Genomic DNA, 24,125 nt, shown 5'->3' on the forward strand with positions numbered 1-24,125 from the left:
GTGCGGTACCGTATTCGTGCTCACTCCCGGGTCTTCCAGACCGCTCGCTCGCGCTAATCCACTCGCTCGCGGAGCGAGCGAGAGTTTTTGGTCCAGGTTTTTCGAGGAGTGGTTCGCCGAAGGCGAACCCGGCGAAGAAAACGGTGGGCTAGAAGAACTTCTTGAGGTCGTGGCGTTTGTGGTCTTCGAGGTGGCTGTTGATTGCGTCCTCCAGCGCGCCGATGTTGCCCTTCTTGGCGGTGATGGGGGCGATGGTGTCTTTCCATTGTTTCCAGGGCGGGAGGAGGCCGAAGCGGTCGGCGATGTCGTCGAGGCGCTGGTCGCGGTCGTCGACTTTGTCCATCTTGTTCACGGCGATGACGGTGTCGACGCCGAGTTCGCGGAGGAGGTGGTACATTTCGACTGTGTGCGGGATGGTTTCGTCGGTGGTGTGGCGGTCGATGATGTCGACGGCGCTCTTCCCGTCGAGCACGATGACGCCGACGAGGATGTTGTCGGCGTACTCCTCGAGGTAGTGGACGATGTCGGTCTTGATGGACTCCTGGCGCTCCTCGGGGACGCCCTGCATGTACCCGAACCCGGGGAGGTCGGTGATGACGAAGTCGTCGCTCGCCCAATCGTAGTGGTTCGGTTCCCGGGTCACGCCCGGTTTCCCGCCCGTGGTGAACGTGTGGCCCGTGAGTTCGCGCATGATGGTCGACTTCCCGACGTTCGACCGCCCGATGAGGGCGACCTCGTCCGCGCGGTCGGGCCGCGTTTCGAACATGGGGGTCGTAGTTCGTCCCGGCGGGTAAGCCTGCCGTCGTGACACAAGCGCCGATTTGAGTCATAGCGAGGTTGATACCGCGCGCCGTCCTCTCGATGGCTGCATGACGAAGAAACTGCTCTCCGTACTCGGACTTGTGGTGCTCGTCGCGACCGCCGGCTGCCTCGGCGGCGCGCAGGCCGCGACCGGCGACGACGAGTCCGCGAAGACCATCGATGTCTCCGGGTCCGACACCATCTACGCGACGCCCGACCAGGTCGTCCTCCACGTCGCCGTGGAAGCGTCCGGTGATTCCGCGAGCGACGTGCGCGACCAGCTCGACGCCGCGGCCGCGGACCTGACGAGTTCGCTTAAAGCGCAGGGCGTCGCGAGCGAGGACATCGTCACGTCGCGCTACGACCTCTCCGTCCGCGACCGCGAGACGGGCGAGACCTACCGCGGCGTCCACGCGTTCCGCGTGACCTCGGGTGACGTGGAGAACGCCGGATTCCTCGTGGACGTGGCGCTGTCGAACGGCGCGAACCGCGTGGACGGCGTCCAGTTCACGCTCAGCGAGGACACCCGCGAGGACCTCCACCGGCAGGCGCTCGCAGCGGCCGTCGCGGACGCGCGCGGTGACGCGGACGCGCTCGCCGCCGCCGCGAACCTCAGCGTCACCGGCGTCCAGACCGTCTCCACGTCCGACGTGGGCTACGTCTACAGTGGCGGTGTCTCGACCGCGAGCACCGAAATCCGCGAGGACTCGGTCGCCGTCACGGCCTCGGTGTCCGTGTCCTTCACCGCCGCGTAACCCCGAAACCATTTCTCCCCGCGCGCCCTCGGTGGCGTCGTGCGACTCATTCAGGTGACGATTCCCGCCGGAAAGCGGGACGCGGTGCTCGGCGCGCTCGACGAAGAGGGCGTCGACTACGTCGTCACGGAGGAAGTGAGCGGCCGCGAGTACACCGCCGTCGTCTACTTCCCTCTCCCGACGAACGCCGTCGAACCCGTGCTCGCCACCCTCCGCGAGGTCGGTCTCGGCGATGACGCCTACACGGTCGTTTTGAGCGCCGAAACCGTCATCTCCCGGCACTTCGACCAACTCGAAGCCGAGTACGAGGAGGAGGGGAGCGAGGACCGCATCGCGCGCGAGGAACTGAAGGCGAAGGCGAGCGACCTCGCGTCCGCGGTCCCGACGTACGCCATCATGACCGTCGTGAGCGCCGTCATCGCCACCGCAGGTCTCCTCCTCGACTCTCCGGCGACCGTCGTCGGGTCGATGGTCATCGCGCCGCTCATCGGGCCCGCGATGGCCGCGAGCGTCGGCACCGTCGTGGACGACGCCGACCTCTTCCGACGCGGCGTCCGTATGCAGGCGCTCGGCCTCGGCCTCGCCGTCGCCGCCGCCGCCGTGTTCGCGCTCGGCGTCCGCACCCTCAACCTCATCCCGCCCGGCCTCGACCCCTCCACCATCGGCCAGGTCCGCGAGCGCCTCGCGCCCGACTTCCTCTCGCTCGCCGTCGCGCTCGGCGCCGGCGTCGCGGGCGCCATCAGTCTCACCACCGGCGTCTCGTCCGCGCTCGTCGGCGTCATGATCGCCGTCGCGCTCATCCCGCCCGCGGCCACCGTCGGCGTCGGCATCGCGTACGGCCTCCCGTCGATGGCGCTCGGGTCGGGCGTGCTCGTGCTCGTGAACGTGCTCTCCATCAACCTCGCCGCGCTCGGCGTGCTCTGGCTCTCGGGATACCGACCCGAGGACTGGTTCCGCCAGTCGGACGCTCGCGCCGCGACGTTCAAACGCGTCGGCGCGCTCGTCGCCGCAATCGCCGTGCTCTCCGTCTTCCTCGGCGGCGTCACCCTCGCGTCCTACCAGCACGCGAACACCGAACAGACCGTCTCCGCGGAGGCCGAGACCGCGCTCACCGCGCCCGAGTACGCCGACCTCACCTTCCTCGACGCCGACGTGGAGTTCAGCGAGGGCGTCGTGTTCACGCAGTCCCCGACGCGCGTTATCATCACCGTCGGCGCGCCGCCCGGCGGCACCTACCCGGGACTCGCGGACGTGCTCGACGACAGAATCGACGCCGCGCTCGGCACCGACGTGGCGGTGCAGGTTCGGTTCATCGAAATCGACAGCGCGAGCGGCTAACAGAAACAGTCCAGCGAGAGCGGCCTACTTCTCGAACGGCAGGTCCGCGTCGTAGTCCACCGCCTCGACCGCCGCGTCGAGCACCGCGCCGACGTTCTCGCCCGTCTCGACGCTCAGATAGTGGTCCGCCTCGGCGTCCGTCGACAGGTCGCTCTTGTTGCACGCCACCACGAACGGCGCGTCCGTGAACTCCTCACGCAAGCCCGCGAGGAGCGCGTACTGGTCGTCGAGTTCGTAGCCGCACGTCTCGCTCGCGTCCAGGAAGAACAGCACGGCGTCCGCCGCGTGCGCGACCGCCGACACCGCCTGGTTCTCGATGTCGTTGCGCTCCTCTCGCGGCCGGTCGAGCAGCCCGGGAGTGTCAACGAGCTGATAGCGGATGTGGTCGCGCTCCACGTGTCCCACGCGGATGCCCGTCGTCGTGAACGGGTATTCGGCGGTCTCGTTGCGCGCGTTCGTCACCGTGTTCACGAACGACGACTTCCCCACGTTCGGGTAGCCCGCGACCACGATGGTCGGCTCGTCCGGCCGGATGTCCGGGAGCTTCGCGAGGTCGTTGCGCACGTCGTTGAGGTACTGGAGGTCGTCCTCGATTTCGCGCATCACCGACCCCATCCGCGCGAACCCTTGCTTCCGGAGTTTCCGCGCGCCCTCCACATCACCCGGGAGTTTCCCCTGGTACTCGCGGCCGAGCTCCTTCGTCTTCCGGGACGCCCACCCGACCTCGGAGAGACTCGACCGAATCTCGTCCACGTCAGCCACCGCGTCCGCGAGCTCGCGATAGAACGGGTCGACCTCGTCGAAGTCCGGCCACGCCGTCACCACGTTCTCCAGGTTGTCCGAGAGGATGTTCGACGCCGTCTGCAGCATCGACTCCTGGGCCTCCCGACCGTGCTTCGCTCGCCCCGACCGCGCCGCGCGCGAGAACGCCTTGTCGATGAGTTCCTCCGACTTCGGGGTCGTCGGAAGATCCTCGAAAATCATACCCTCACCTACTCACTCGACACTTAAAAGAAAGTCTTTTTCGGCGCGTGAACGCCGCGCTCCGCGCGCCGATGTTACCCGCGCCGCTCTCGGAGTTCGTCACTCCCACCTTTTTACCGCTCGGGTGCGCTCGCTACGCTCGCACACCACTCACGGCAAAAATCTGGACCAAAAAAGCGCGCACTCCGTGCGCGGGAACGCCTCACGTCGTTCGGCGATGCACATTATCCGCGCCGCTCGCGAAGCTCGTCCAACAACTCTTCCACGTCTACGTCGTTCTGCGCGAGGACGACGAGCATGTGGTAGACGATGTCCGCGCCCTCGTGCGCGAGTTCGTCCTCGTCGCCGTCCTTCGCGGCGAGCACGAACTCCGTGGCTTCCTCGCCGAGCTTTTCGAGCGCGGCGTTCTCGCCCTTCTCGTGCGTGAACAGGCTGGCGGTGTAGGAGTCCTCGGGCAGCGTCTCCTTGCGGTCCTCGATGACGGCGTAGAGGTCGCGGAGGAGGTCGTCGGACCTCATCGCGCCACCTCCCGGATGTCCTCGAAGTCCGCGTAGTTCGCGAGCGGTTCGCGAGCGTCCTCGAACACCTCGCGCGCCACCTTGATGGGCGCGTCCGTGCGGGCGACGAGCGCGACGGCGTCGCTCGGCCGGCAGTCCACGACCGTATTCGCGCGCGGCGTGTCCACGTGGAGGTCAGCGACGAACGTCCCCTGTTCGACGCCGCGAATGACGGCCTTCGTGACGCGCCCGCCGAGCTCCTCCACGAGGTCGAGCGTCAAATCGTGGGTGAGCGGACGGCCGAAGTCCTCCGCGTCCAGGCCGCGCGCGATGGACTCCGCTTCCTCGAACGCGATGAACACCGGGAGCACGTCCTCCCGTCCCTCGACACCGAGGACGAGCACGGGCACGGGGCCGTCCGGGCTTCCCGCGACCTTCACCGCCTCCACCGACCCGTCCAACAGGTCGCTCACGCTTCCGCCTCCGCGAAGAACGCGAGGTCGTGGATTCGGCTGTCGCTCGTCAACTCGGGGTGGAAGGACGTGCCGACGACCGGACCGGCCCGAATCGCCACGGGCGTCTCGTCCCAGGACGCGAGCACCTCCACGTCAGGCCCGACCTCCGCGATGAGGGGTGCGCGAATGAACACCGCCGGGAACGGCTCGTCGAGGCCCTCCACGTCGAGCGGCGCCTCGAAACTGTCCTTCTGGCGGCCGAACGCGTTCCGGTCCACGGTCGCGTCCACGAGGTCGAGCGTCTCCACGCGGTCGTCGCGCGCGTCACGGGACGCCACGATGAGACCGGCGCACGTCGCGAGAACGGGCTTCCCGGCCTCGACGTGGCGCTTGATTTCGTCGTCGATACCCTGCCGGGAGAGGAGTCGCGAGATGGCGGTGGACTCCCCGCCGGGAAGCAAGAGCACGTCGCACTCCGGGACGATTCCGGACTTCCTGATTTCGACGACCTCGGCGTCCCGGCCGTGGTTCGCGGCCGCTCGCCGAATCGCGTCGCCGTGTTCGCTGACGTCGCCCTGGACGGCGACGACACCGGCTTTCAGCGTCATACCGGGGGTTCGCGGGGAAGTGGTTTATGCGCCTCGGAACTCAGACCATCATGCTGAGAATGAGGACGGCGATGCCGAACACGACGCCGGACGCGACGACCGACTTCGGGCCGACGCGGACGGCATTCGAACTCTCGGAGTCGAAGTACCGGACGAGTCCCGCGCTCGACATCAGACCGCCCGAGTTCTGACCACTGCTCATACCCCACGTTCGTCGCTCGGACCGCGTAAACCTTTCCATGGGTGGCGGCAAGCGACGTGTTCTGAGTAACCCTTATGCGAGCGGAACGGCAAGTTCAGGTAGACCGATGACTGTCACCCTCAAGGACTTCTACGCCGACTGGTGTGGCCCGTGCAAGACGCAGGACCCGATCCTCGAAGAACTCGAAGAGGAGTGGGGCGAGCGCGTGCAGTTCGAGAAAATCGACGTGGACGACGCCCAGGACGTGGCGAACGAGTACCAGGTCCGCTCCATCCCGACCATCGTCGTGGAGAACGACGACGGAATCGTCGAGCGGTTCGTCGGCGTGACGCAGGCGGAGAAGCTCGAAGCCGCCTTCGAGGAAGCGGGCGCGTAGCACGGCGGTTCTTTTCCTGATTCGATACGTGGGTTCGTAGCCGCCGGTTCAGTCGTCGAGCGGACGGCCGCCGTCCGTCATCGCCTCGCTTTCCACGTCGACGTGGGCTTCCTCGCCGAGGTCGATGTTCGGGAGGACGAGCGCGACGAGGAACCCGAATCCGACGATGGCCGCACCGGAGAGGAACAGGACGTCGAGGCTGCTCGCGAGCACGCCCTTCACGATCGGGATGTCGCCTCCCGCCGCTTCCGCTATCTTCTCGAGGACTTTCGGGCTGAGGTTCGATCCAGCGCTTGAGAGGATCTGAACCGTGGACTGATGGAGTTCGCCCGCGGCGTACGAGCTCGCGATACGGTCCGTGAGCTGATTTGAGAGGATTGCACCGAAGACGGCGACGCCGATTCCGCTTCCGAGGCTCCGGCTGAACGTGACGGACGTGGTCGCGACGCCGAGGTTCCTGCGCTCGACGACGTTCTGCACGGCGACCGTGAGCGTGGGCATGACGAACCCGAGGCCGAGTCCCGCGATGAACATGAAGACGCTGGACTCGGTCTGGGTCGTGGTCACTCCCATCGTGCTGAGAAGGTAGTAGCCGACGGTCGTGATTGCGGCTCCGAGCACCGTGAACATCTTGTACCGCCCGAGCCGGGTCATGAGCTGGCCGGTGACGAAGTTCGTGATCATCAGGCCGCCGACGAGCGGGAGGAGGAGGAGACCGGAGTTGGTGGCGGACTGCCCCAGGACGGTCTGGAGGAAGACGGGGAGGTAGGTGGTTCCGCCGAGCATGCCGATGCCGACGCAGAAGCTCAGGAGGTCGACGCCCGCGATGGTCCGCTTCCGAAGGAGTCGGATGGGGAATATCGGTTCGTCGACCCGGAGCTCCTGATAGACGAAGAGCGCGGTCCCGATGATCGTGACCGCGGCGAGACCGAGGATTTGCGTGGACTCCCAGGCGTATCGCGTGCCGCCCCACGACGTGACGAGCATGAGGGCGCCGACGGCGACCGTGAGGAGGGCCGCTCCGAGATAGTCGATGGTGTGTGTTTCGTTCGGGACGGGGAGGTCGAGGTACCGGTGGATGACCGCGATGGCGGCGAGACCGATGGGGATGTTGATGTAGAAGATGTACCGCCACGTGAACTGGTCGGTGAGCCAGCCGCCGAGAACCGGGCCGCCGACGGTGGACGCGCCGAAAATCAGCATCATGTAACTCATGTATTTGCCGCGTTCGCGCGGGCTGAAGATGTCGCCGAGGATGGTGGTGGCCATGGCGATGAGGCCGCCGGCGCCGATGCCCTGGAGCGCGCGGAAGATGGTGATCTGCGTCATCCCGTTGAGGTACTCGTTCAGGACGGGGATGTCGCCGGAGAGACCGCTGAGCGCGCTGCCGACGAGGAAAACGGCGATCGAGAACTCGTAGATGACGGACCGCCCATAAATGTCAGAGAGCTTCCCGTACAGCGGGGTGGTGACGGCGACGGTGATCATGTACGCGGTGACGATCCAGGAGAGGCTTCCCGTGCCGCCGAGTTCGCCGACGATGGTCGGGAGCGCGGTGGAAACGATGGACTGATCGATACTGCCGAGGAGCATGCCGAGCATGAGGCCGCCGAGGATGACGAGCCGCTCGCGGCCGAGGCCGCTTCCGGTGGCGCCGCTCACGCCCGCCACCTCCGTGATAGTTCCTGAGACACGATACTAACTAACCAGTCAGTCAGGATTAAGCGTTTCGACACGATCTCGGCCGCACAACGTTTAATTACCCCATGGTATAACTAGGTTGTATGCAGTTCGACGGATTCGCGGACACCGGCGAAGCACAGGTCACCCGCGCCATCGCGCAGTCGTGGCACGGTGAATTCATGGACGGCACGGAGAGCGACGTCATCATCGTCGGCGGCGGCCCCGCCGGCCTCACCGCGGCGAAAGAACTCGCGGAGCGAGACGTCGACGTCACCGTCGTCGAGAAGAACAACTACCTCGGCGGGGGGTTCTGGCTCGGCGGCTTCCTCATGAACAAACTCACCGTCCGCGACCCCGCGCAGGCCGTCCTCGACGAACTCGGCGTCCCCTACCAGGAGTCCGAGGAGTCCGAAGGGCTCTACGTCGCGTCCGCCCCCCACTGCAGCAGCGCGCTCATCGAAGCCGCCTGCGACGCCGGCGCACGCATCCAGAACATGACCGAGTTCACGGACATCGTCGTCCGCGACGACCACCGGGTCGCGGGCGCGGTTCTCAACTGGACGCCCGTCCACTCGCTCCCCCGCGAGCTGACGTGCGTCGACCCCGTCGCCATCGAGTCCGACCTCGTCGTCGACGCGACCGGCCACGAGGCGGTCGTCGTCTCCAAACTCCACGAACGCGGCGTGCTCGACGCGCCCGGCATCGACACCACGCAGACGACCGGGATGGACACGAGCGGCGACGGCGAGTACGGCGCGCCCGGCCACGACTCCCCCGGCCACGACTCGATGTGGGTCTCCGACTCCGAGGACAAAGTCGTCGAGAAGACCGGACTCGTGCACGACGGCCTCCTGACCGCGGGGCTCTCGACCGCGACGTACCACGGGCTCACGCGGATGGGGCCGACGTTCGGCGCGATGCTCCTCTCCGGGAAGCGCGCCGCGGAGGTCGCGCTCGACGAACTCGACCGCGACGCGCCACCCGTCGAACTCGGCGTCGAACCAACCGCCGTCGCGGACGACTGAGATGCGTCCCGTCGCGCTCACCGTCGCGGGGTCGGACAGCGGCGGCGGTGCCGGCGTGCAGGCCGACCTCAAAGCCATCGAGGCCCGCGGCGCGTTCGGCGCGTCCGCCGTCACGGCGCTCACCGCACAGAACACCACGGGCGTCAGCGACATTCACCACGTCCCGCCGGAGACCGTCGAGGCCCAGATTTCCGCCGTCTGCGACGACCTCCCGGTCGCCGCGGCGAAGACCGGAATGCTCGCCTCTGCCGACACCGTTCGAACCGTCGCCGACGCCCTGCCGACGATTCCGCTCGTCGTGGACCCCGTTGTCGTCGCGCAGTCCGGCGACCGCCTCCTCGACGACGCCGGCGTCCGCGCCGTCCGCGACGCCCTCCTCCCGCGCGCAACGCTCCTCACGCCGAACGTCCCCGAGGCGGAACTCCTCGCGGACACGACCGTCGAGGACGCCGACGATATGCGGCGCGCGGGCGACCGCCTCCGCGACCTCGGCGCGGACGCCGTACTGGTCACGGGCGGCCACCTCGACGCCGACCCCGTGGACGTCCTCGTCGCGGACGACGCGACGACGTTCGAACACGACCGAATCGACACCGCCGCCACCCACGGGAGCGGCTGTACGCTCTCGGCGGCGCTCGCCGCCGAACTCGCCACCGGCACCCCGCTCCCGGACGCCGTCGAAGCCGCGACCGACTACGTCGTGCGCACCATCGAACGCGGCCTCGACCTGGGCGCGGGCGCCGGCCCGGTGAACCACCTCGCCCCCCTCCACACCGACGCCGACACCGCGCGAACCGCGGACGCCCTGACCGACGCCGTCCGCGCCGTCGAACGCGCCGCCCCCGCTGACCTGATTCCCGAGGTCGGAACGACGCTCGCCGCCGCGCCCCACGGCGCGACGAGACCCACCGAAGTCGTCGCGACCGACGGCCGACTCACACGAACCGTCGGCGGCGTTCGCGCGCCCGCTGGCGTCCGCCGCGGCGCGTCCAGCCACGTCGCCCGCCTCCTCTGCGGCGTCCGCCAGCACGACCCGACCGTCTCCGCGGCCGCGAACGTCCGCCGCACCGACGCCGCGCTCGACGCCCTCGACGACGTCGTGTTCGTCGACCGAACGAACGAACCCGCGGACGCGGCCGGCACGATGGACTGGACCGCCGACCGCGCGATGCGGACTCGTGAGCGCGCACCGACGGCTATCGCAGACGACGGCGCGCACGGCAAAGAACCGATGATTCGCCTCCTCGCGGACTCGATAGACGCCCTCGAAAACAACCTCCTCGCGCTCACGGCCGACGCCGGCGAGCGACCGCGCTAGTCGAACGTCACGCCGACGTCGTGCATTCCCTTGTTGTTCATCGCGATGTTGATGACGAGCGGCGTCACCGTCTCGACTTCCGCCGCGACGCCGAGCGGACCGGCATCCAGTACGCGCAGCCCGTCGATGTCCTGGCCGAGTTCGGCGACGAGTCCCTTCGCGTCATCGTCGTCGCCCACGACGAGCGTGTCGAGGTCGAGTTCCACGTCGAGGTTCGCGAGGCGGTCCGCCGCGAGGTTGTGGAACGCCCCGACAACGGGCACGTCGTCCGGCGCGGCCTCCGCCGCGAGCGCCGTGACGCTCCCCGCGCCCGGACGATTGTAGTGGAAGCCGTCCTCGTCGCGCTGCATCCCCACGGCCGGCGACACCAGAACCGTGTCCTCGTCGAGGCGGTCGCGGACAGCCTCGACGGTATCGCTGAGGTGGTAGGCGGGCACTGCGGCGACCACCACGTCCGCGCGGTCGGCGGCCATCCCGTTCTCGAACCCGGTCACCTTCCGGTCGATACCCCGGCTGTCGAGCTCGGTCTCGTACTCCTTGGCTTTCTCACGGGCGCGCGCCGGGTCCCGCGACCCGATGACGATGTCGTGGTCGGTGTCGTACCCCCATCGGAGCGCGAGTCCCTCGCCGATGTCGCCCGTGCCGCCGAGTAACGCGATTCGCATACGGGTACGTCACCGGGGCCGCGAATAAGTATCTAGTCTTCCGCCACGTCCGTCACGCGACCGACTTCCTCCCACTCGTCGTCGCGGGCGTGCTTCCGGTAGAGTGTGATCGGTTCGTTCTCCGTCTTCGGCGTCCGGAACTCGAACGCCACGTCGTCTCCTTCGCGGTCCCGGCCTTCCGCGAAGAACCCGTCTTCCTCCACGTCCGCGTACTCCAGTTGTATCTCGTGAGTCCACTCGTCGTCCACCTCGACCGTCACCGGACCCGCACCTTGCTTCGCCAGTACCGTCGCGATGTACTCCATACTCGGCGGGTGTGACGCCGCCCAAAAATAAACGACGGCCGTTCAGGCGAACCCGAGCGTCGTCGGCGTCTCGCTCGTGAGGTTGTCGGCGACGGGACAGCGCTCCTCCACGGCGGCGAGCCACGCGTCCAGTTCCTCCTCGGTCGCGTCGGCCTCCACGTCGAGTTCGACCTCGATGTGCTGGAAGCCGGCGCGCACGTCGTCCGCGCGACCCTGGAGCTTCCGCGGGTCGAGGCCGCCCGCGAGGTCGATTTCGAGCGACTCGAGGGTGATGTCGTGGTCGTCGGCGACCGCGTGTCCCGTGACGTTCAGGCAGCCCGCCCACGCCCCGAGCAGGTACTCGACGGGCGTCGGCCCCTCGTCCTGTCCGCCGTTCGCGGTCGGTTCGTCCACGACGAACTCGTGTCCGCGGGTCGAGACGGTCGTCTGCGCCGCGTCGTTCGACTCCGCGCTCACCGAGAACTCCGCCAGCTGGGTTTCCGAACTCATCACTACACACCACGCCCGCAAACGGCAAAGAAACGCCGCCACCGTCCGGAATTACCGGCGAAACGAGGTGGTGGCGAGTTTCGCGACGACCGGTCGTCCCCGACCCCTACTCGAGGAAGCCCGGGAGGTCGTTCACGGAATCCAGCACGGCCGTCGCGCCCGCATCCTCGTACTTCCGCCGTCCCTCCTCGCCCGTCAGGCCGCCAGTGAGCACGCCGACGCCGTGGTAGTCGCGCTCGGGGTCCGCCTCCGCGGCGTTCACCGCCGTCTCGATGTCGTCCAGCGTGTCACCGACGAACACGACGCCCGAACTATCGCAGCGCTCCGCGAGCGCCACCAGGGCGCGCGGGTGCGGTTTTCCCTCCTCCCAGTCGTCCATCGTGAACCGGCGCTCCGCGGGTACGTCCAGCCCCACGCGTTCCAGCGCGATTTCGGCCTCCGCCTCCGGTCGCCCCGTCAGCACGCACACGTCGTACGCGTCCGTCAGCCGCGCTATCGTCTCCGACTCGACGATGACCGGTTCGTCGTTGATGAACCCGCGCGTCTCCCGCTCGGGCTCCCCGTCCTCGATTTCCCGATACAATTCGCTTCCCAGATAGAGCGCCTGGAACGTCTCACGCAGGCGTTCCGGCGCCCAGTCCTCGCGCACGCGCGCTTCCGCCTCAGCGGGGAGGGCCGCCGACACGACCGCCTCCGCCGCCGACAGCCCGCCGCCGCGCTTCCCGACTTCGGCCGTGAACCCCTCGAGGTCCATCGAGAGCCCCTCGCGCGTCGCGAGCACGAACAGCGCCGCCGCGTCCGTCAGCGTCCAGTCGTTGTTGAACCCGCCCGCGTTCTTGAAGGACTGAACCCCCGCCTTCGGAATCGTCTCCCCGTACACCGCCTCGATGGACTCCACGATGGCTCGCCGATAGGAGTCCGCCACGTCCACCAGCACGCCGTCCACGTCCAGGACGACCGTATCCACGTTCATACCACCAACTCGCCCCGCACGCGAAAAATCAGTTCCGGGAGACGACGAACAGCGTCTCCCGCCCGAGCGTCCGGCGCTCCACCGGCACCACCGCCGGGTCGCCGCCGAGCGTCGTGAAATAGCACGCCGCCCCCACGGCCACTGCCACGTCCGCGACGGGCCGCTGGAGTTCCGGCGGTAGATTTCGCGCGAACACGACATCTGCGCCCTCGTACACCGACCGGTCGGGAGTCGTCACGTCGTCCACCACGAACTCGACCCCCGGCGGCGTCTCCCGGGTCACGATGTCCGTCGCCACTACCGACACCCCGCGCGCCGCGAGCCGTTCCGCCACATCCGGCCGCCGCCCCACGCCGACCTCCACCACCCGCTCCGCGCCCGCGATTTCATCCGCCAGTTCACCCGCGAAATCGCTCACGTCGAGATATTTATGCCAGAGCACGGCATAGGCGTTCCCATGCGTGTCGACATCGTCCCCATCGGGGACGTCTCCGCGAGCGTCAAGCGCGAGGCCTCGACGGGACTCCGCTCCATCTACGACTGCGATGTCACCCTCGCCACGGAACAACCCCTCCCCGACGGCGCCTACGACAGCTCTCGCGGCCAGTACCGCGCCAGCGACTTCATCGACATCGCCACCCGCGCCGGAACCGGCGAGAAAGCAATCGCCCTCACCCCGAACGACCTCTACTACCGCCGCCGCAACTACGTCTTCGGCCTCGCCTACCTCGACGGCCGCGGCTGCGTCGTCTCCACCTATCGCCTCCAAACCTCAAGCGACGGCGGTTTCTCCGAACGCTCCTCCACGCAAGTGTTCTCCGACCGCGTCCGCAAAGAAGTCGTGCACGAACTCGGCCACACCCTCGGCCTCGAACACTGCGACAACAACCGCTGCGCCATGAGCGTCTCCCCCACCGTCCAAGAAGTCGACCGCAAAGAACAGACCCTCTGCGGAAGCTGCCAGCGCTCGGTCTTCTAACCCACCTTTTTACTGCGAGGGTCGCCTGCGGCGACTCCCCACAGTAAAAACCTGGAGGGAAAAACTCCCGATCGCCAGAGGCGACCGGTGAATCGCGCCGCTCCGCGGCGCGAATGCTCGACCCCTTCTCGCGACCGCACGAACCTTCAAATACGAATGAGCGGCCAGCGGGTGGTGTGCTCTGAGACGAGCCGTGGCGTGGAGCGCGAAACCCGGCGGCGCGCCCGCTACGAATCCCGACGCGCCGCCGTGTCAGCCCCTACGTCGCTCGCGCGGCCGCGAGCGAGCGCCACGACCTCGGGTCGTCCCGAAACCTCGACTTCCACCGTCTCGCCGTGCGCGACCTCGACCGCGTTCGCGTGGTCGTAGAGCCAGGAGACGAACGACATCGCGTCGTCCGACTGCGGGAGCGAGAACCGCGCCGTCTCGCGCTCCGGAAGCACCGCGGCCAAACGGTCTCCGAGCCGCTCCAGTCCGTCGCCGTCGAGCGCGCTCACGCACACGGGGTCGCCGACAATCTCTCGGACGACCCGCCGCTTCTCGTCGAGCCGATCCGCCGCGTCGACCTTGTTCAGGACTGGGACGACGCCGTCGTCCGCGTCCCGGTTGTCGGCGAGCACGTCCCGGCTCGTCGCCACCTTCTCCCGGAGGCGCTCCGCGGGGTCGGTAGCGTCCGCGACCAACAGCACCGCGTCCGCCCGGTATGCGGACGCGAGCGTCGACTCGAAGGAGTCCACGAGCCAGTGCGGTAGCCCGGAGACGAACCCGACGGTGTCCGTCACCAGCAACCGATGGTCGCCGACGGTCGCCCGCCGTGTCGTCGTGTTCAGCGTCGTGAACAAGCCGTCGTGGGACTCCGCGACGCCCGCGAGGTCGGCATGCCGGCGGTCGTTCTCCCCGACCGCGTGGTCGTCCGCGAGCCGCCGGAGGAGCGTGGACTTCCCCGCGTTCGTGTACCCGGCGAGCGCGACGAGGTCGAACCCCGCCGCGTGCCGGTCTGCACGCCGGGTCGCGTCCGCGGTCTCGACCTCCGCGAGCGCGTCCTCGACTTGCTTGATTTCGCGCTTGTACGCCGCGCGAACCTGGGAGGCCGGAGACTCGCCGGCGCTCTTGAAGCCCTGGCGGCCCACGTCCTCGCCGCGCTTCGCGCGCTCCTCCGCCCGCGGGAGTTCGTACTCCAACTCGGCCAGCCGCACCTCCAGCTGGGCGCGCCGGGTTTCCGCGCGCTCGCCGAAGATGTCGATGACGAGGCGCTTCCGGTCGCGGACGCCGGTATCGCCGGGGAGGCGGTCGGCGAGCGCGAACGCCCGGTTCGCGTCGAGGTCGTTGTCCACCACGACGGCGTCCGCGTCGGCCGCCCGGACTTCGCGTCGCATCTCCGCAATTGCGCCCGCGCCGAACTCGTGGCCGGGATGCGGGTCGCGTCGCTGGACGACCTCGCCAGCGACGGTGTAGCCCGCCGACCGGGCGAGCGCCCTGATTTCTCCGGTGTCCGCCGGAGAGTCGTCTACGCGTTTCGCTACTATCGCTGTGTCTTCTCGTGACATTGTATTCTGGGTGTCGGTTGCTCGACGAACGAACGCGTCGTGAGCCGGCCGACCCAGTCGCTACCGGGCGGCGGCCCCGGCTACTGAGAAAGGGTCTCCATGTCGATTTGACGGATTCGGGCGGGATACAAGAATCTTGGGCCTACTCGACGGGGAAGCGGAGGAGCGCGGCCAGCCCGCCGAACGCGTCCGCGAACCGCTGGCCGCCCTCGATGTCGGTGGGGACGACGATGCACTCGCCGCCCTCGTCGTCGGCGCGCTCCGCGTACTCCTCGCGCTCTTCGGCGTCGACGGTCTCCGAGACGAGCAGGCGGGCGACCGCGCCGTACGTGAGCGCGTCGTCCACCGACTCGGCGCCGTATACGACTTCGCCGTCCGGCAGTCGGTCGAAGAACGCGCTGATGGCGTTTCGGGCGTCCGCGTGCGCGTCCGTCACGTCGCCTCGGGCCTTCGACGCGAGCTGTTCGAGACCGCGCTTCCCGGCGTGCTCCACCGCGTACGTTCCCGCGACCCGGTCTTCGAGTCGGGTCGGAAGGTAGTCGCCGTCCCGGAACGCCTCCACCGTGACGTGCGTTCCGCCGAGCACGACGGCGTCCGGGTCGTCGAACGCCCGTTCGGTGGCGTCCGCGATGCTCTCGAAGAACTCGCGCTTGCGCTCTTCGCGCCGCCGCCGGAACCGGTCCGCGGACTGTCCGCCCGCCCGCGTCTTCCCCGGCACCTCGCTGTCGAGGGTCTCCAGTACGTCGACGCCGTCGTCCATCCGGCCGATGGCCGCGCCGCCGCGCTCCACCACGACCAGCCCGACGGTCGGCGTCTCCGCTGTCCGGGAGTCGAGTGGGTCCGTGACGAACGCGTTCCCGTGCTCGAACACGCCCTCAGCGACGCGTCCGGGCGGCTCCGTGAACACGAACTCGCGGAGGTCGCCGTCGAGCACGCCCGTGTAGACGAGCAGGCCGCTGTCGCCGCCCTCGGACTCGTGCAGGACGTGAACCGCGCGGTCGAGCGCCTCCCGGAGCGGTTCGCTCGCCGCGCCGTCGAGGTACTCGGCCGCCGCGCGCGCTTCCTCCACGCGTTCGAGGTACGCGCCGCGCTCCCCGGGCGGCACCGCCACCGACACCAGTCGGTCGCCGTCCGCGCTCGCGTCCCGCACGGCCGCGATTCGCTCCCCGCGGTCCAGCCGCTGCTCCATACGTCGGGTATCGGCGGACTCCGGAAAAGGAGCGGGGCCGCTACTGCGTGTAGTAGTACTCGCCGTCGCGCTTCTGCTGCTTGTCGAGCTGGCTCCCGGGCTTGTTGATGCGCGGTCGCCCCAGGTTCTCGTCGCGACGGAACGTGATGTCGAGGTTCGCGAGGAACTCGTTCATGCCGGCGCGCATCTCCTGTGCGGGGCTGGCGCGGCCGTGGTGCGCGGGTTCGCCGTCGAACACCATCAGGCGGTCGGAGACGAGGTCGATCATGTAGATGTCGTGGTCGATGACCATGACCGTGGACTCGTGGTTCTCCGCGTATCGGCGGATGGCGCGCGTCGCGAGCACGCGCTGTTCGACGTCGAGATGTGCGCTCGGCTCGTCGAGCAGGTAGAGGTCGGCGTCCCGACTGAGGGTCGCGGCGATGGCGACGCGCTGGCGTTCGCCGCCGGAGAGGTCGGCGAGGTTCTGCTCCATGATTCGGTCGAGCTGGAGCGGCTGTGCGATTTCGGTGTTCCAGTAGCTCGTCCCGAACTCGTCCGTAATCGAGGAGAGGAAGGCGTCCACCCGCATGTGCTGGTCGACCTCGACGTACTGGGGTTTGTACGCGATATCGAGGTCCAAATCGAGGTCGGTGTCCTCGCCCTTCACGGTCGTGGGTTCGGTGCGACCCGCGAGCAGTTTCGCGAACGTGGACTTCCCGATGCCGTTCGGGCCGACCACGCCGAGCACCTCGTTCTTCCGAATCTCCCCGCCCTCCACGTCGAGGCTGAACTCGCCCTCGCCGTAGGACTTCGTCATCGACGGGTAGTCGACAAGCGTCTCGGCTTCCGTCACCGGCCGCGGGGCGTGTTCCTCGAACTCGATGGCTTCCGGGCGAATCCGCATGTTCTCGTTGTCGAGGTACCCGCGGAGGTACTCGTTGATGCCGTTCCGCACGGACTTCGGGTCGGTGACGACGCCGTACACCGAGGGTTCACCGTACGCGACGTGGAGGCTGTCCGCGAGCAGGTCGAGGACGGCGAGGTCGTGTTCGACGACGAGCACGGCCTTGTCCTCCTCCTCCGCGAGTTCACGGACGAGGCGTGCGGCGGTGACGCGCTGGCCGATGTCGAGGTAGGGCGTGAGTTCGTCGACGAAGTAGAAGTCCGCGTCCCGCGCGAGCGTCGCGGCGAGCGCGACCCGTTGGAGTTCGCCGCCGGAGAGCGAGTCGATTTCCTGGTCGAGCACGGGCGTGATGGAGAGGCGGTCCGCGAGCTCGTCGAGCACGCCGCGTTCGTCCGCGCGTTCGAGGAGTTCGCGCGTGTTCCCGTCGAACGTCTCCGGAATCTGGTCGACGTACTGGGGTTTGCGCGCGACGTTGATGTCGCCGTCGCGCACGCCCTTCAGGTAGTCCTGGAGTTCGGTGCCGCGGTAGTGTTCGATGACTTCGTCCCAGCCGGGCTCGTCCTCCACGCGTCCGAGGTTCGGCGTGATTTCGCCAGCGAGCGCCTTCACGGCCGTCGATTTACCGATGCCGTTCGGGCCGAGCAGCCCCGTCACCTTCCCTTTCTCGGGGATGGGGAGGCCGTAGAGCGCGAACGCGTTGTCGCCGTACCGGTGGGTCGCGCGGTCCTCCAGCTCCTGGGGAAGGTTGATGATTTCGATGGCGTCGAACGGACACTTCTCGACGCAGATACCACAGGTTTCGCCGAGACAGATCTCCTCTGAAATCTGGACCTGGTCGGGCGTTCCGGTTTCGGTGTCCTCGCCGCGGAGCGTGATGCACTCCTTGCCCGTCCGGTTCGGCGGACAGTAGTTCGAGCACTCGTAGTTACAGCGGTCGGGGGAGCACCTGTCGAGGTCCACGACCGCGATGCTGTCCTGGGCCATCCTACAGGCTCACCGATTCAGTGAGGAGGATGCCCCACGTGATGAACCAGAGCGCGAACGTCATGAAGGCGGTGTAGAGGTGGTCTTTCGCGCCGAACTCGCTGACGTTCACGCCGAGCACGCGGAGCACCCCGACGTTGATGAGCATCGCGACGATGGCGAGCCCGAGGCCGGTGGTGTCCGTCGCACCGGTCGCGAGCGCGCTCGACAGGACGCCCGCCGCCACGCCGGTGAGGCAGGCGACCGTGGTCACGGCCACGCCGCGGCGGTGGGGGTCCATTCGGGGCGCTGTCTCGGTCGACATACCCGGAGTTGGGCGGGGGACGCTCAAAAGCAGTTCGCTTGTCGTACGACCGCTCCGCGCGCCCTGCCACACCACCCCACGAGAGGAGTTCCCGCAGATTTATGGTTATTCGGATGTTTCGATTCGTAACGATGGATGCAGCAGAGGACGTCCTCGAAGACCTCCCGCCGAGCGCGAAACTCGTCTACAAGGTCCTCGAGTACGACGGTCCGAAAACGCAGAAGGGAATCGTCGAGGAGTCGATGCTGTCCGCGCGTACCGTCCGGTACGCGCTCGAACGCCTCGAGAACCGCGAGGTCGTCGACGAGGACATCTACTTCGCCGACGCCCGCCAGAGTCTCTACTCCCTCACCACCACGACGGACGAGGAGGCGGAGACGGGCGCGGAGACTGCGACTTAGCGCTCCACGTCGACGCTGTCGCCGGGCCGCACGCCGAACGCGTCCACGCCCCGGCCCTGATTCACGGCGAGTTCGACGTTTTCGTGGCTCGCCACCGTCACTAGTCGCTCCCTGACAGCGACGTGCGCGTACGACGGTTCCACGGGCGCGCGCTCGCCGTTCACGAGCACGGTCGCCGCGTCCGCGACGAACTCGCCCGGGATGTTCGTGATGGCGTTCCCGAAGTCGTCCACGACCAGCACCTCGCCGTGTGCGGTGTCGTCCTCGATGGTGGCGTCGGGCAGCGCGAGGTCGACGCAGTCGTCGACGGGCGTGACACCGTCGATGTCCTCGATGTTCTCGACGCCCGCTTCGTGTACGTCGCCCGCCGCGGGCGCGAACACGTCGCGGCCGTGGAACGTCGAACTCGCCGCATCGCTATCGTCGATTTCGAACGCCTCGATGTCGCCGTCGAGCGCGCGGGCGGCGGGGCGGACGACGCCGTTGTCCGGCGCGACGAACGCGTGGTCGCCGACGCGCACGACGATGGCGGCGCGCTCGGTGCCGACGCCGGGGTCCACGACGACGAGGTGGACCGCGGGCGGGTAGTACGGAACGACCTCGCGCAGCCAGAACGCGGCCGCGCGAACGTCCTGCCGCGGAAGGTCGTGCGCGATATCGACCAACCGGGCGTCGGTGCGCTGGAGGGCGACGCCCTTCATCGCTGCCGGATACGGACTGCCGAAGTCGGAGGTGAGCGTTATCATAGTTGTGTGGCGTCCCCGGGCGCGAACCCGAGGGGGAGCGTCTCCGTCTCGGGCACGTCGTCGAGGCGCACGACAATCTGTCGGTCGTTCCAGGTTCCGTACACTCGGGTCGTCTCGCCGAGGAACTCCGCGGTGTCGACGGCGATGTCGAGGCGGTTCTCGTTTGCGTTCCGGGTGAGGCGCTCGGGCCGCACGCAGAACGTCACGCGGTCGCCGACCGACACACCCCCGGCGTCCGCCAGGCGGAGCGTCTCGCCGTCTACGTCGACCGTCGCGACGCCGTCCTCGCGGCCGGTGACGGTGCCGTCGAACACGTTGTTGTCCCCGACGAACTCCGCGACGAACCTGGTTGCCGGCGTCCGGTACACCTCCTGGGGCGTGCCGGCCTGCTCGACCCGGCCGTCGTTCATCACCGCGAGGCGGTCGGAGATGCTCAACGCCTCCTCCTGGTCGTGGGTGACGTAGATGGTAGTAATGTCGAGGTCGCGCTGGATGCGCTTGACGTGCCGGCGCAGCGTCTCCCGCAATCGGGCGTCGAGCGCGCTCATCGGCTCGTCCAGCAGGAGGAGGCTCGGACCCGGGGCGAGCGCGCGTGCGAGCGCGACCCGCTGTTGCTGGCCGCCCGATAGCTCGCTCGGGTCGCGGTCCTCGAACCCCGTGAGGTCCACGAGGTCGAGCAGTTCCTCGACGCGCTCGTCCCTGCTCGCGCCGCCGGGGGCGTCCCGGAACCGCAGGCCGTACGCGATGTTCTCCCCGACCGTCATGTGGGGGAAGAGCGCGTAGTTCTGGAAGACGATACCCACGTCGCGCTCGTCCACGGGAACCCCAGTAATGTCCTCGCCGTCGAACCGCACGGCGCCCGCCGTGGGGTCATCGAACCCCGCGACTGCGCGGAGGGTCGTGGTTTTCCCGCAGCCGGACGGGCCGACGAGCGTGAAGAACTCGCCGTCGCGGATATCGATGGACACGCCGTCCAGCGCCGTCGTCGCGCCGAACTCCTTCGTCACGCTGTCCAGGCTCACATCAACCACGACCCGTCACCCCCGTTCCGCCGCGACCGATGGTCATACGACATCCTTCGGACCACCGGGTGTTATCACCGTCGAATCTATTCGTTTGCGACGACCGTGATGCGCTCCTGCCGGTCGATAGCGCGCTCGAGTTCCTCCGCGATAGCGCTCCCGCGCGACACCTGAATGTCGCCGCCGCGACCGACCGTCGCAGTGAACAGGTAGTCGCCGTCCGCCTGCACCTCCACCGTATCGCCCGGAGACGCGCTCTCCACGGGAATGTTGATGTGGCGCGACGTGATGTCCGGCGTCACGACCTCGCCCTCCGGCTCCGCGGCGCCCGACCCGTCCGCGCTGCCAGCACCGGACGCCGTCGGGGTCTCCGGGAGTTCGTCCAGCGTCCGCACGTCGATGCTGATACCGAGGCGCTCCTCGATGTCGCTGATGCGGCCGCCGCCCTTCCCGATGACGTGACTGATTTCGTCGTCCGAAACGTACACGACCGCGGTGTTCTGCCCGCGGAGTTCGACCTCCACCGGCCCGCGGGTCGCGGACTGAATCTCGCGCTTTATCTCCTGCTTCGCGAGGTTCCCGACGCCGGACTCCGAACTACCGCCGGTTTCGTCGAGCGGAACCGTGACGACCTGGCGGTTGAACGTGTAAATCTCGTACGCCGGCCGCCCGGTCTCGAAGTCCGACACCTGAATCACGGGCCGCGCGAGGTCTTCTTCCATCAGCCCCTCCGGCACCTTCACTTCCGTACTCACGTCGTAGACGGTGTCCACGTCGCCCGCCTCGATGAACACGACCGTGTCGACAATCTGCGGAATCATCCCGAGCTCCACGCGGCCGACGAGCCGCTGGAGCGCGTCGATGGGGCGCGTCGCGTGCACGACGCCGACCATCCCGACGCCCGCGAGCCGCATATCCGCGAACACCTCGAAGTCATCCGTCTTCCGGACCTCGTCGTAGATGGTGTAGTCCGGCCGCACCATCAGCAGCGAGTCCGCGGTGGTCTCCATCGACCCGCCGAGCTCCGTGTACTGCGTGATTTCGTCGCCGACCTGGAGGTCGCGCGGCTTCTCCATCGTCTTCACGACGTAGCCGTTGTCGTCCAGGAACTCGGCGACCGCCTGCCCGAACGTCGACTTCCCCGCGCCCGGTGACCCGGCGATGAGGATGCCGCGGTCGCGCTCCAGCATCCGGTCCTTGAGTTCGTCCGCGAACTCGTACTCCTCCATCGTCGTCTTCACGATGGGACGCACTGCCGTGATTTCGAACCCGTCGCTGAACGGTGGGCGCGCCATCGCGATACGCATATCCCGAATCTGAGCGATGGTCATCCCCTCCTCGGAGAGCTCCACGAACCCCTCGTCGGTGCGCTTCGCGGTGTCCACGATTTCGTTCGCGTACTCCTTCAGGGTGTCAACGTCCAGCTTCGTGGAGCCGATCTCCTGGTACGTGATGTCGCCCACGTCGCCGCGTTTCGCCATCGGCACCACGCCCTCCTTCAGGTGGACGCTCATTGTCGTCTCGTCGAAGTACTGCTCGATTTCGAGCGCGCCCGCTTCCTCGTCGAGCGGTTCGAGGTACTGCACGTCGAGGCCCTTCGCCTTCGCGACCTCCGACTGCACGATGTCGCTCGTGACGAACGTCGCGTCGTACTCCACCGCCACGTCGCGGATGATGGCGTCGATAGCGCCCGCGGCGGCGCGCTTGATGTCCTCCTCCGTCGCCCGGTCGCCCACGTACTGCAGGTCGATGTCGCCGTCGTCCGCGAGGTCCGCGAGCCGCTGAAGCTCCGAAAGGCCGTCCCAGCCGGTGCTCCGGCCGCTGTTGGCCTGCGCCTCGATTTCGCCCACGACCGCTTCGGGGACGATAACCGTCGCGTCAGCGTACTCGCCGGACGCGACGCCCGCGCTCACGCGGCCGTCGATGACGACGCTCGTGTCCGGCACTAATTTCATACCCCCACATACCTGCGGCCCGCTGATAAGGGTGTTCGTCGCCGCCCGAGCGGGCAACAGCTTTTTCGCGCTCAGCGGTGTGTCATCACACATCATGAACGTGCCGGCGGAGTGCGAGCGAGCCGTCGACCGCGTCCGCGAGGCGTTCGACGACGACCTCCGCGCGGTCGTCGTCCACCACTTCCCCGCCGAGGACTGGGAGTCCGGTACGTCCGCGACGACGTGGAAGCCGGCTACGACGACGACAGCCTCGAAACCGTCCTGGAGGCCGTGACGGACGACTTCGTGTTCGAGGCGCTCATTCAGGACTGGCACGAGGACATCCGCCGGCTCGGCGTTCTCCACGGTTCGGTCCTCACGTTCGAGGACGCCCTCGTCGCCCGCGTCGTCCTCAGCGACGAGTACGGCGTCTGTTTCAGCCTCTCGCCGGACCGCGGCGGCGACGTGTTCTCGGTCGTGGAATCGCTCGACCCGGTGTAGCGCTCCGTCGCCCCCGCCGCCTCCCTTTTTCCGAACGCGGCCCGTGTCCCGCGATATGAACGAGGTTCACGCGCTCGCGCGACGGCTCGTTGAGGTGCCGAGCCACGAGGACGAGGCCGCCGCGGGCGACGAAATCGAGGACTGGCTCCGCGAGCACACCGACGCCGACATCACTCGCGACGACGCGCCCAGCGGCGGAAATGTTATCGCGAGAAAAGGCTCCGGTGAGTCGGTGGCGCTCGTTGGCCATCACGACGTGGTGCCGCCGGCGGACTCTCAGGTCGAGGACGGCGAGTACGTCGTGTACGAGGAGGACGGCCGGCTGTACGGCCGGGGCGCGGCGGACATGAAGGGCGCGGTCGCCGCGGCGATGGTCGCCTTCCGCGACGCCGACCCGGACTGCGAGCTCTTGTTCTGCTCGTTCGTCGGCGAGGAACAGGGCGGCATCGGCGTCCGGCACTACCTCGAACGCCGCGACGCCCCCGACTACGCCGTCGTCGCCGAGGGCTCCACGAGCTACACCACCGACGGCGTCACCGACGTGGTCGTCGCGCACAAGGGCCGCCGCGGCAGCACCATCTACGCGCAGGGCGTCGCCGCGCACGCGAGCGAACCCGACTCGGGGTCGAACGCCATCTACCGCGCGAGCGACGCCGTCGACGTGGTCCGCGAACTCGACTTCCCCGCGGTCGACGTGCTCGGCGAACGCGTCCAGGGGAGCGTCGCCGTCACCGGAATCGACGGCGGGAGTGCGTGGAACGTCATCCCGGACTCCTGCGAGGTGACGGTGGACGAGCGCACGGTCCCCGGTGAGCGCGCCGACCTCGACCGCGTCACCAGCATCCCCGGCGTCTCCTGGAGCGTCGACCAGGACCTTCCGCCGATGAAGTGCACGAGCGAAGCGTTCGCGGACGCCGTTCTCGACGCTGCCGACGCCGCCCAATCCGGCACTCCCGCGCACGTCTCGAAACCCCACGCGACCGACGCCGGCTGGCTCGCCGACGAAGGAACCGCGTGCGTCGTCTGCGGCGCGAGCGAACCCGGCGAAGCCCACACGAAAACGGAGAGCGTCTCCCTCGGCACTCTCGATGTCTGTTACGAGACCTACCTCGGGCTGGCGAACGCCTGGCCGGTTCGGGAGGATTGATACGTCCGCGC

At 68.1% G+C, this 24,125-nt stretch carries 29 protein-coding genes; 10 read left to right on the forward strand and 19 right to left on the reverse strand.

The window, feature by feature from the left end; all coding sequences use genetic code 11:
• Nucleotides 1-148 precede the first annotated feature (148 nt).
• On the reverse strand, nt 149-766 hold the full coding sequence (gene engB, locus U3A55_RS12525; RefSeq protein WP_330991839.1) for a GTP-binding protein EngB: 618 nt from the start codon (nt 764-766) through the stop codon (nt 149-151).
• Between the two features lie 103 nt (nt 767-869).
• Between engB and U3A55_RS12530 the strand changes: the two genes are divergently transcribed.
• Entirely contained in the window at nt 870-1,556 is a 687-nt protein-coding gene (locus U3A55_RS12530) for an SIMPL domain-containing protein (protein WP_330991840.1), read from the forward strand.
• 39 nt (nt 1,557-1,595) lie between these two features.
• Nucleotides 1,596-2,894, forward strand: a complete 1,299-nt coding sequence (locus tag U3A55_RS12535; RefSeq protein WP_330991841.1) for a TIGR00341 family protein — start codon at nt 1,596-1,598, stop codon at nt 2,892-2,894.
• A gap of 24 nt (nt 2,895-2,918) precedes the next feature.
• On the opposite strand, the gene U3A55_RS12540 is transcribed toward U3A55_RS12535, so the two are convergent.
• The 5 genes from U3A55_RS12540 to U3A55_RS12560 all read right to left on the reverse strand — a co-directional run bounded on the left by U3A55_RS12540 (nt 2,919) and on the right by U3A55_RS12560 (nt 5,640).
• A complete protein-coding gene (locus U3A55_RS12540; RefSeq protein WP_330991842.1) occupies nt 2,919-3,878 on the reverse strand; it encodes an NOG1 family protein in 960 nt (319 codons plus the stop codon).
• Nucleotides 3,879-4,102: 224 nt separating this feature from the next.
• A complete protein-coding gene (gene hisE / locus U3A55_RS12545) occupies nt 4,103-4,396 on the reverse strand; it encodes a phosphoribosyl-ATP diphosphatase (RefSeq protein ID WP_330991843.1) in 294 nt (97 codons plus the stop codon).
• Complete coding sequence (locus U3A55_RS12550) at nt 4,393-4,836, reverse strand: bifunctional nuclease family protein (RefSeq protein WP_330992341.1); 444 nt, start codon at nt 4,834-4,836, stop codon at nt 4,393-4,395. The genes hisE and U3A55_RS12550 overlap by 4 nt, the downstream gene beginning before the upstream one ends.
• A gap of 8 nt (nt 4,837-4,844) precedes the next feature.
• Entirely contained in the window at nt 4,845-5,438 is a 594-nt protein-coding gene (gene pdxT / locus U3A55_RS12555) for a pyridoxal 5'-phosphate synthase glutaminase subunit PdxT (RefSeq protein ID WP_330991844.1), read from the reverse strand.
• Nucleotides 5,439-5,478: 40 nt separating this feature from the next.
• Entirely contained in the window at nt 5,479-5,640 is a 162-nt protein-coding gene (locus U3A55_RS12560; RefSeq protein WP_330991845.1) for a preprotein translocase subunit Sec61beta, read from the reverse strand.
• Nucleotides 5,641-5,746: 106 nt separating this feature from the next.
• Between U3A55_RS12560 and trxA the strand changes: the two genes are divergently transcribed.
• Nucleotides 5,747-6,016 carry a thioredoxin gene (gene trxA, locus U3A55_RS12565; RefSeq protein WP_330991846.1) on the forward strand — a complete coding sequence of 90 codons (270 nt, stop codon included), beginning with the start codon at nt 5,747-5,749 and terminating at the stop codon, nt 6,014-6,016.
• Nucleotides 6,017-6,064: 48 nt separating this feature from the next.
• Here trxA and U3A55_RS12570 read toward each other — a convergent pair whose 3' ends face one another.
• The gene (locus U3A55_RS12570) at nt 6,065-7,678 is read right to left on the reverse strand and encodes an MDR family MFS transporter (RefSeq protein WP_330991847.1); all 1,614 of its coding nucleotides are present in this window, start codon (nt 7,676-7,678) and stop codon (nt 6,065-6,067) included.
• Nucleotides 7,679-7,800: 122 nt separating this feature from the next.
• Between U3A55_RS12570 and U3A55_RS12575 the strand changes: the two genes are divergently transcribed.
• Together U3A55_RS12575 and thiD are read left to right on the forward strand one after the other, a co-directional pair.
• The gene (locus tag U3A55_RS12575; protein WP_330991848.1) at nt 7,801-8,724 is read left to right on the forward strand and encodes a sulfide-dependent adenosine diphosphate thiazole synthase; all 924 of its coding nucleotides are present in this window, start codon (nt 7,801-7,803) and stop codon (nt 8,722-8,724) included.
• A 1-nt stretch (nt 8,725) separates the two neighbouring features.
• Nucleotides 8,726-10,042, forward strand: coding sequence for a bifunctional hydroxymethylpyrimidine kinase/phosphomethylpyrimidine kinase (thiD, locus tag U3A55_RS12580; RefSeq protein WP_330991849.1), 1,317 nt, complete (start codon nt 8,726-8,728; stop codon nt 10,040-10,042).
• Here thiD and npdG read toward each other — a convergent pair.
• The 5 genes from npdG to U3A55_RS12605 all read right to left on the reverse strand — a co-directional run bounded on the left by npdG (nt 10,039) and on the right by U3A55_RS12605 (nt 12,892).
• Entirely contained in the window at nt 10,039-10,707 is a 669-nt protein-coding gene (npdG, locus tag U3A55_RS12585) for an NADPH-dependent F420 reductase (RefSeq protein ID WP_330991850.1), read from the reverse strand. The two genes, thiD and npdG, sit on opposite strands and share 4 nt — an antisense overlap.
• A gap of 32 nt (nt 10,708-10,739) precedes the next feature.
• Entirely contained in the window at nt 10,740-11,012 is a 273-nt protein-coding gene (locus tag U3A55_RS12590; protein ID WP_330991851.1) for a hypothetical protein, read from the reverse strand.
• Between the two features lie 42 nt (nt 11,013-11,054).
• Nucleotides 11,055-11,501, reverse strand: coding sequence for an OsmC family protein (locus tag U3A55_RS12595; protein WP_330991852.1), 447 nt, complete (start codon nt 11,499-11,501; stop codon nt 11,055-11,057).
• A gap of 106 nt (nt 11,502-11,607) precedes the next feature.
• Nucleotides 11,608-12,474: a TIGR01548 family HAD-type hydrolase gene (locus U3A55_RS12600; RefSeq protein WP_330991853.1), complete on the reverse strand. Its 867-nt coding sequence runs from the start codon at nt 12,472-12,474 to the stop codon at nt 11,608-11,610.
• Nucleotides 12,475-12,502: 28 nt separating this feature from the next.
• Nucleotides 12,503-12,892, reverse strand: coding sequence for a UPF0146 family protein (locus tag U3A55_RS12605; RefSeq protein ID WP_442978305.1), 390 nt, complete (start codon nt 12,890-12,892; stop codon nt 12,503-12,505).
• Between the two features lie 39 nt (nt 12,893-12,931).
• Here U3A55_RS12605 and U3A55_RS12610 point away from each other — a divergent pair, with 39 nt between their 5' ends.
• Nucleotides 12,932-13,453, forward strand: coding sequence for an archaemetzincin family Zn-dependent metalloprotease (locus U3A55_RS12610; protein WP_330991854.1), 522 nt, complete (start codon nt 12,932-12,934; stop codon nt 13,451-13,453).
• Between the two features lie 227 nt (nt 13,454-13,680).
• On the opposite strand, the gene hflX is transcribed toward U3A55_RS12610, so the two are convergent.
• From hflX to U3A55_RS12630, 4 genes are all read right to left on the reverse strand, one after another.
• Nucleotides 13,681-15,000, reverse strand: a complete 1,320-nt coding sequence (gene hflX / locus U3A55_RS12615; protein ID WP_330991855.1) for a GTPase HflX — start codon at nt 14,998-15,000, stop codon at nt 13,681-13,683.
• Between the two features lie 142 nt (nt 15,001-15,142).
• Entirely contained in the window at nt 15,143-16,189 is a 1,047-nt protein-coding gene (locus U3A55_RS12620) for a baeRF10 domain-containing protein (protein ID WP_330991856.1), read from the reverse strand.
• A 40-nt stretch (nt 16,190-16,229) separates the two neighbouring features.
• Nucleotides 16,230-18,059, reverse strand: coding sequence for a ribosome biogenesis/translation initiation ATPase RLI (locus tag U3A55_RS12625; protein ID WP_330991857.1), 1,830 nt, complete (start codon nt 18,057-18,059; stop codon nt 16,230-16,232).
• 1 nt (nt 18,060) lies between these two features.
• Complete coding sequence (locus U3A55_RS12630; protein ID WP_330991858.1) at nt 18,061-18,363, reverse strand: EMC6-like membrane protein; 303 nt, start codon at nt 18,361-18,363, stop codon at nt 18,061-18,063.
• Nucleotides 18,364-18,494: 131 nt separating this feature from the next.
• Between U3A55_RS12630 and U3A55_RS12635 the strand changes: the two genes are divergently transcribed.
• Complete coding sequence (locus U3A55_RS12635) at nt 18,495-18,764, forward strand: ArsR family transcriptional regulator (protein ID WP_330991859.1); 270 nt, start codon at nt 18,495-18,497, stop codon at nt 18,762-18,764.
• On the opposite strand, the gene U3A55_RS12640 is transcribed toward U3A55_RS12635, so the two are convergent.
• The 3 genes from U3A55_RS12640 to U3A55_RS12650 all read right to left on the reverse strand — a co-directional run bounded on the left by U3A55_RS12640 (nt 18,761) and on the right by U3A55_RS12650 (nt 22,487).
• Entirely contained in the window at nt 18,761-19,510 is a 750-nt protein-coding gene (locus tag U3A55_RS12640; RefSeq protein WP_330991860.1) for an SAM hydrolase/SAM-dependent halogenase family protein, read from the reverse strand. The genes U3A55_RS12635 and U3A55_RS12640 overlap by 4 nt on opposite strands.
• The gene (locus U3A55_RS12645; protein ID WP_330991861.1) at nt 19,507-20,541 is read right to left on the reverse strand and encodes an ABC transporter ATP-binding protein; all 1,035 of its coding nucleotides are present in this window, start codon (nt 20,539-20,541) and stop codon (nt 19,507-19,509) included. The genes U3A55_RS12640 and U3A55_RS12645 overlap by 4 nt, the downstream gene beginning before the upstream one ends.
• A 77-nt stretch (nt 20,542-20,618) precedes the next feature.
• The gene (locus tag U3A55_RS12650) at nt 20,619-22,487 is read right to left on the reverse strand and encodes a PINc/VapC family ATPase (RefSeq protein ID WP_330991862.1); all 1,869 of its coding nucleotides are present in this window, start codon (nt 22,485-22,487) and stop codon (nt 20,619-20,621) included.
• A 94-nt stretch (nt 22,488-22,581) separates the two neighbouring features.
• Between U3A55_RS12650 and U3A55_RS12655 the strand changes: the two genes are divergently transcribed.
• From U3A55_RS12655 to U3A55_RS12665, 3 genes are read left to right on the forward strand one after another with little or no spacing between them, the layout of a single operon-like run.
• A complete protein-coding gene (locus U3A55_RS12655) occupies nt 22,582-22,761 on the forward strand; it encodes a hypothetical protein (RefSeq protein ID WP_330991863.1) in 180 nt (59 codons plus the stop codon).
• Nucleotides 22,710-22,967, forward strand: coding sequence for a hypothetical protein (locus tag U3A55_RS12660; RefSeq protein WP_330991864.1), 258 nt, complete (start codon nt 22,710-22,712; stop codon nt 22,965-22,967). The genes U3A55_RS12655 and U3A55_RS12660 overlap by 52 nt, the downstream gene beginning before the upstream one ends.
• Nucleotides 22,968-23,022: 55 nt before the next feature.
• Nucleotides 23,023-24,114: a M20 family metallopeptidase gene (locus U3A55_RS12665; RefSeq protein ID WP_330991865.1), complete on the forward strand. Its 1,092-nt coding sequence runs from the start codon at nt 23,023-23,025 to the stop codon at nt 24,112-24,114.
• Nucleotides 24,115-24,125: the final 11 nt, after the last annotated feature.

The organism is Salarchaeum sp. III, from assembly GCF_036418315.1.
Lineage (GTDB): Archaea > Halobacteriota > Halobacteria > Halobacteriales > Halobacteriaceae > Salarchaeum.

Excerpts from the sequence above, each read along its gene's own strand:
- engB (WP_330991839.1), bottom strand. The coding sequence starts at position 766 with ATGTTCGAAACGCGGCCCGACCGCGCGGACGAGGTCGCCCTCATCGGG.
- U3A55_RS12530 (WP_330991840.1), top strand. The coding sequence starts at position 870 with ATGACGAAGAAACTGCTCTCCGTACTCGGACTTGTGGTGCTCGTCGCG.
- U3A55_RS12540 (WP_330991842.1), bottom strand. The coding sequence starts at position 3,878 with ATGATTTTCGAGGATCTTCCGACGACCCCGAAGTCGGAGGAACTCATC.
- hisE (WP_330991843.1), bottom strand. The coding sequence starts at position 4,396 with ATGAGGTCCGACGACCTCCTCCGCGACCTCTACGCCGTCATCGAGGAC.
- pdxT (WP_330991844.1), bottom strand. The coding sequence starts at position 5,438 with ATGACGCTGAAAGCCGGTGTCGTCGCCGTCCAGGGCGACGTCAGCGAA.
- U3A55_RS12560 (WP_330991845.1), bottom strand. The coding sequence starts at position 5,640 with ATGAGCAGTGGTCAGAACTCGGGCGGTCTGATGTCGAGCGCGGGACTC.
- trxA (WP_330991846.1), top strand. The coding sequence starts at position 5,747 with ATGACTGTCACCCTCAAGGACTTCTACGCCGACTGGTGTGGCCCGTGC.
- U3A55_RS12575 (WP_330991848.1), top strand. The coding sequence starts at position 7,801 with ATGCAGTTCGACGGATTCGCGGACACCGGCGAAGCACAGGTCACCCGC.
- thiD (WP_330991849.1), top strand. The coding sequence starts at position 8,726 with ATGCGTCCCGTCGCGCTCACCGTCGCGGGGTCGGACAGCGGCGGCGGT.
- npdG (WP_330991850.1), bottom strand. The coding sequence starts at position 10,707 with ATGCGAATCGCGTTACTCGGCGGCACGGGCGACATCGGCGAGGGACTC.
- U3A55_RS12590 (WP_330991851.1), bottom strand. The coding sequence starts at position 11,012 with ATGGAGTACATCGCGACGGTACTGGCGAAGCAAGGTGCGGGTCCGGTG.
- U3A55_RS12595 (WP_330991852.1), bottom strand. The coding sequence starts at position 11,501 with ATGAGTTCGGAAACCCAGCTGGCGGAGTTCTCGGTGAGCGCGGAGTCG.
- U3A55_RS12600 (WP_330991853.1), bottom strand. The coding sequence starts at position 12,474 with ATGAACGTGGATACGGTCGTCCTGGACGTGGACGGCGTGCTGGTGGAC.
- U3A55_RS12610 (WP_330991854.1), top strand. The coding sequence starts at position 12,932 with ATGCGTGTCGACATCGTCCCCATCGGGGACGTCTCCGCGAGCGTCAAG.
- hflX (WP_330991855.1), bottom strand. The coding sequence starts at position 15,000 with ATGTCACGAGAAGACACAGCGATAGTAGCGAAACGCGTAGACGACTCT.
- U3A55_RS12620 (WP_330991856.1), bottom strand. The coding sequence starts at position 16,189 with ATGGAGCAGCGGCTGGACCGCGGGGAGCGAATCGCGGCCGTGCGGGAC.
- U3A55_RS12625 (WP_330991857.1), bottom strand. The coding sequence starts at position 18,059 with ATGGCCCAGGACAGCATCGCGGTCGTGGACCTCGACAGGTGCTCCCCC.
- U3A55_RS12630 (WP_330991858.1), bottom strand. The coding sequence starts at position 18,363 with ATGTCGACCGAGACAGCGCCCCGAATGGACCCCCACCGCCGCGGCGTG.
- U3A55_RS12635 (WP_330991859.1), top strand. The coding sequence starts at position 18,495 with ATGGATGCAGCAGAGGACGTCCTCGAAGACCTCCCGCCGAGCGCGAAA.
- U3A55_RS12640 (WP_330991860.1), bottom strand. The coding sequence starts at position 19,510 with ATGATAACGCTCACCTCCGACTTCGGCAGTCCGTATCCGGCAGCGATG.
- U3A55_RS12650 (WP_330991862.1), bottom strand. The coding sequence starts at position 22,487 with ATGAAATTAGTGCCGGACACGAGCGTCGTCATCGACGGCCGCGTGAGC.
- U3A55_RS12655 (WP_330991863.1), top strand. The coding sequence starts at position 22,582 with ATGAACGTGCCGGCGGAGTGCGAGCGAGCCGTCGACCGCGTCCGCGAG.
- U3A55_RS12665 (WP_330991865.1), top strand. The coding sequence starts at position 23,023 with ATGAACGAGGTTCACGCGCTCGCGCGACGGCTCGTTGAGGTGCCGAGC.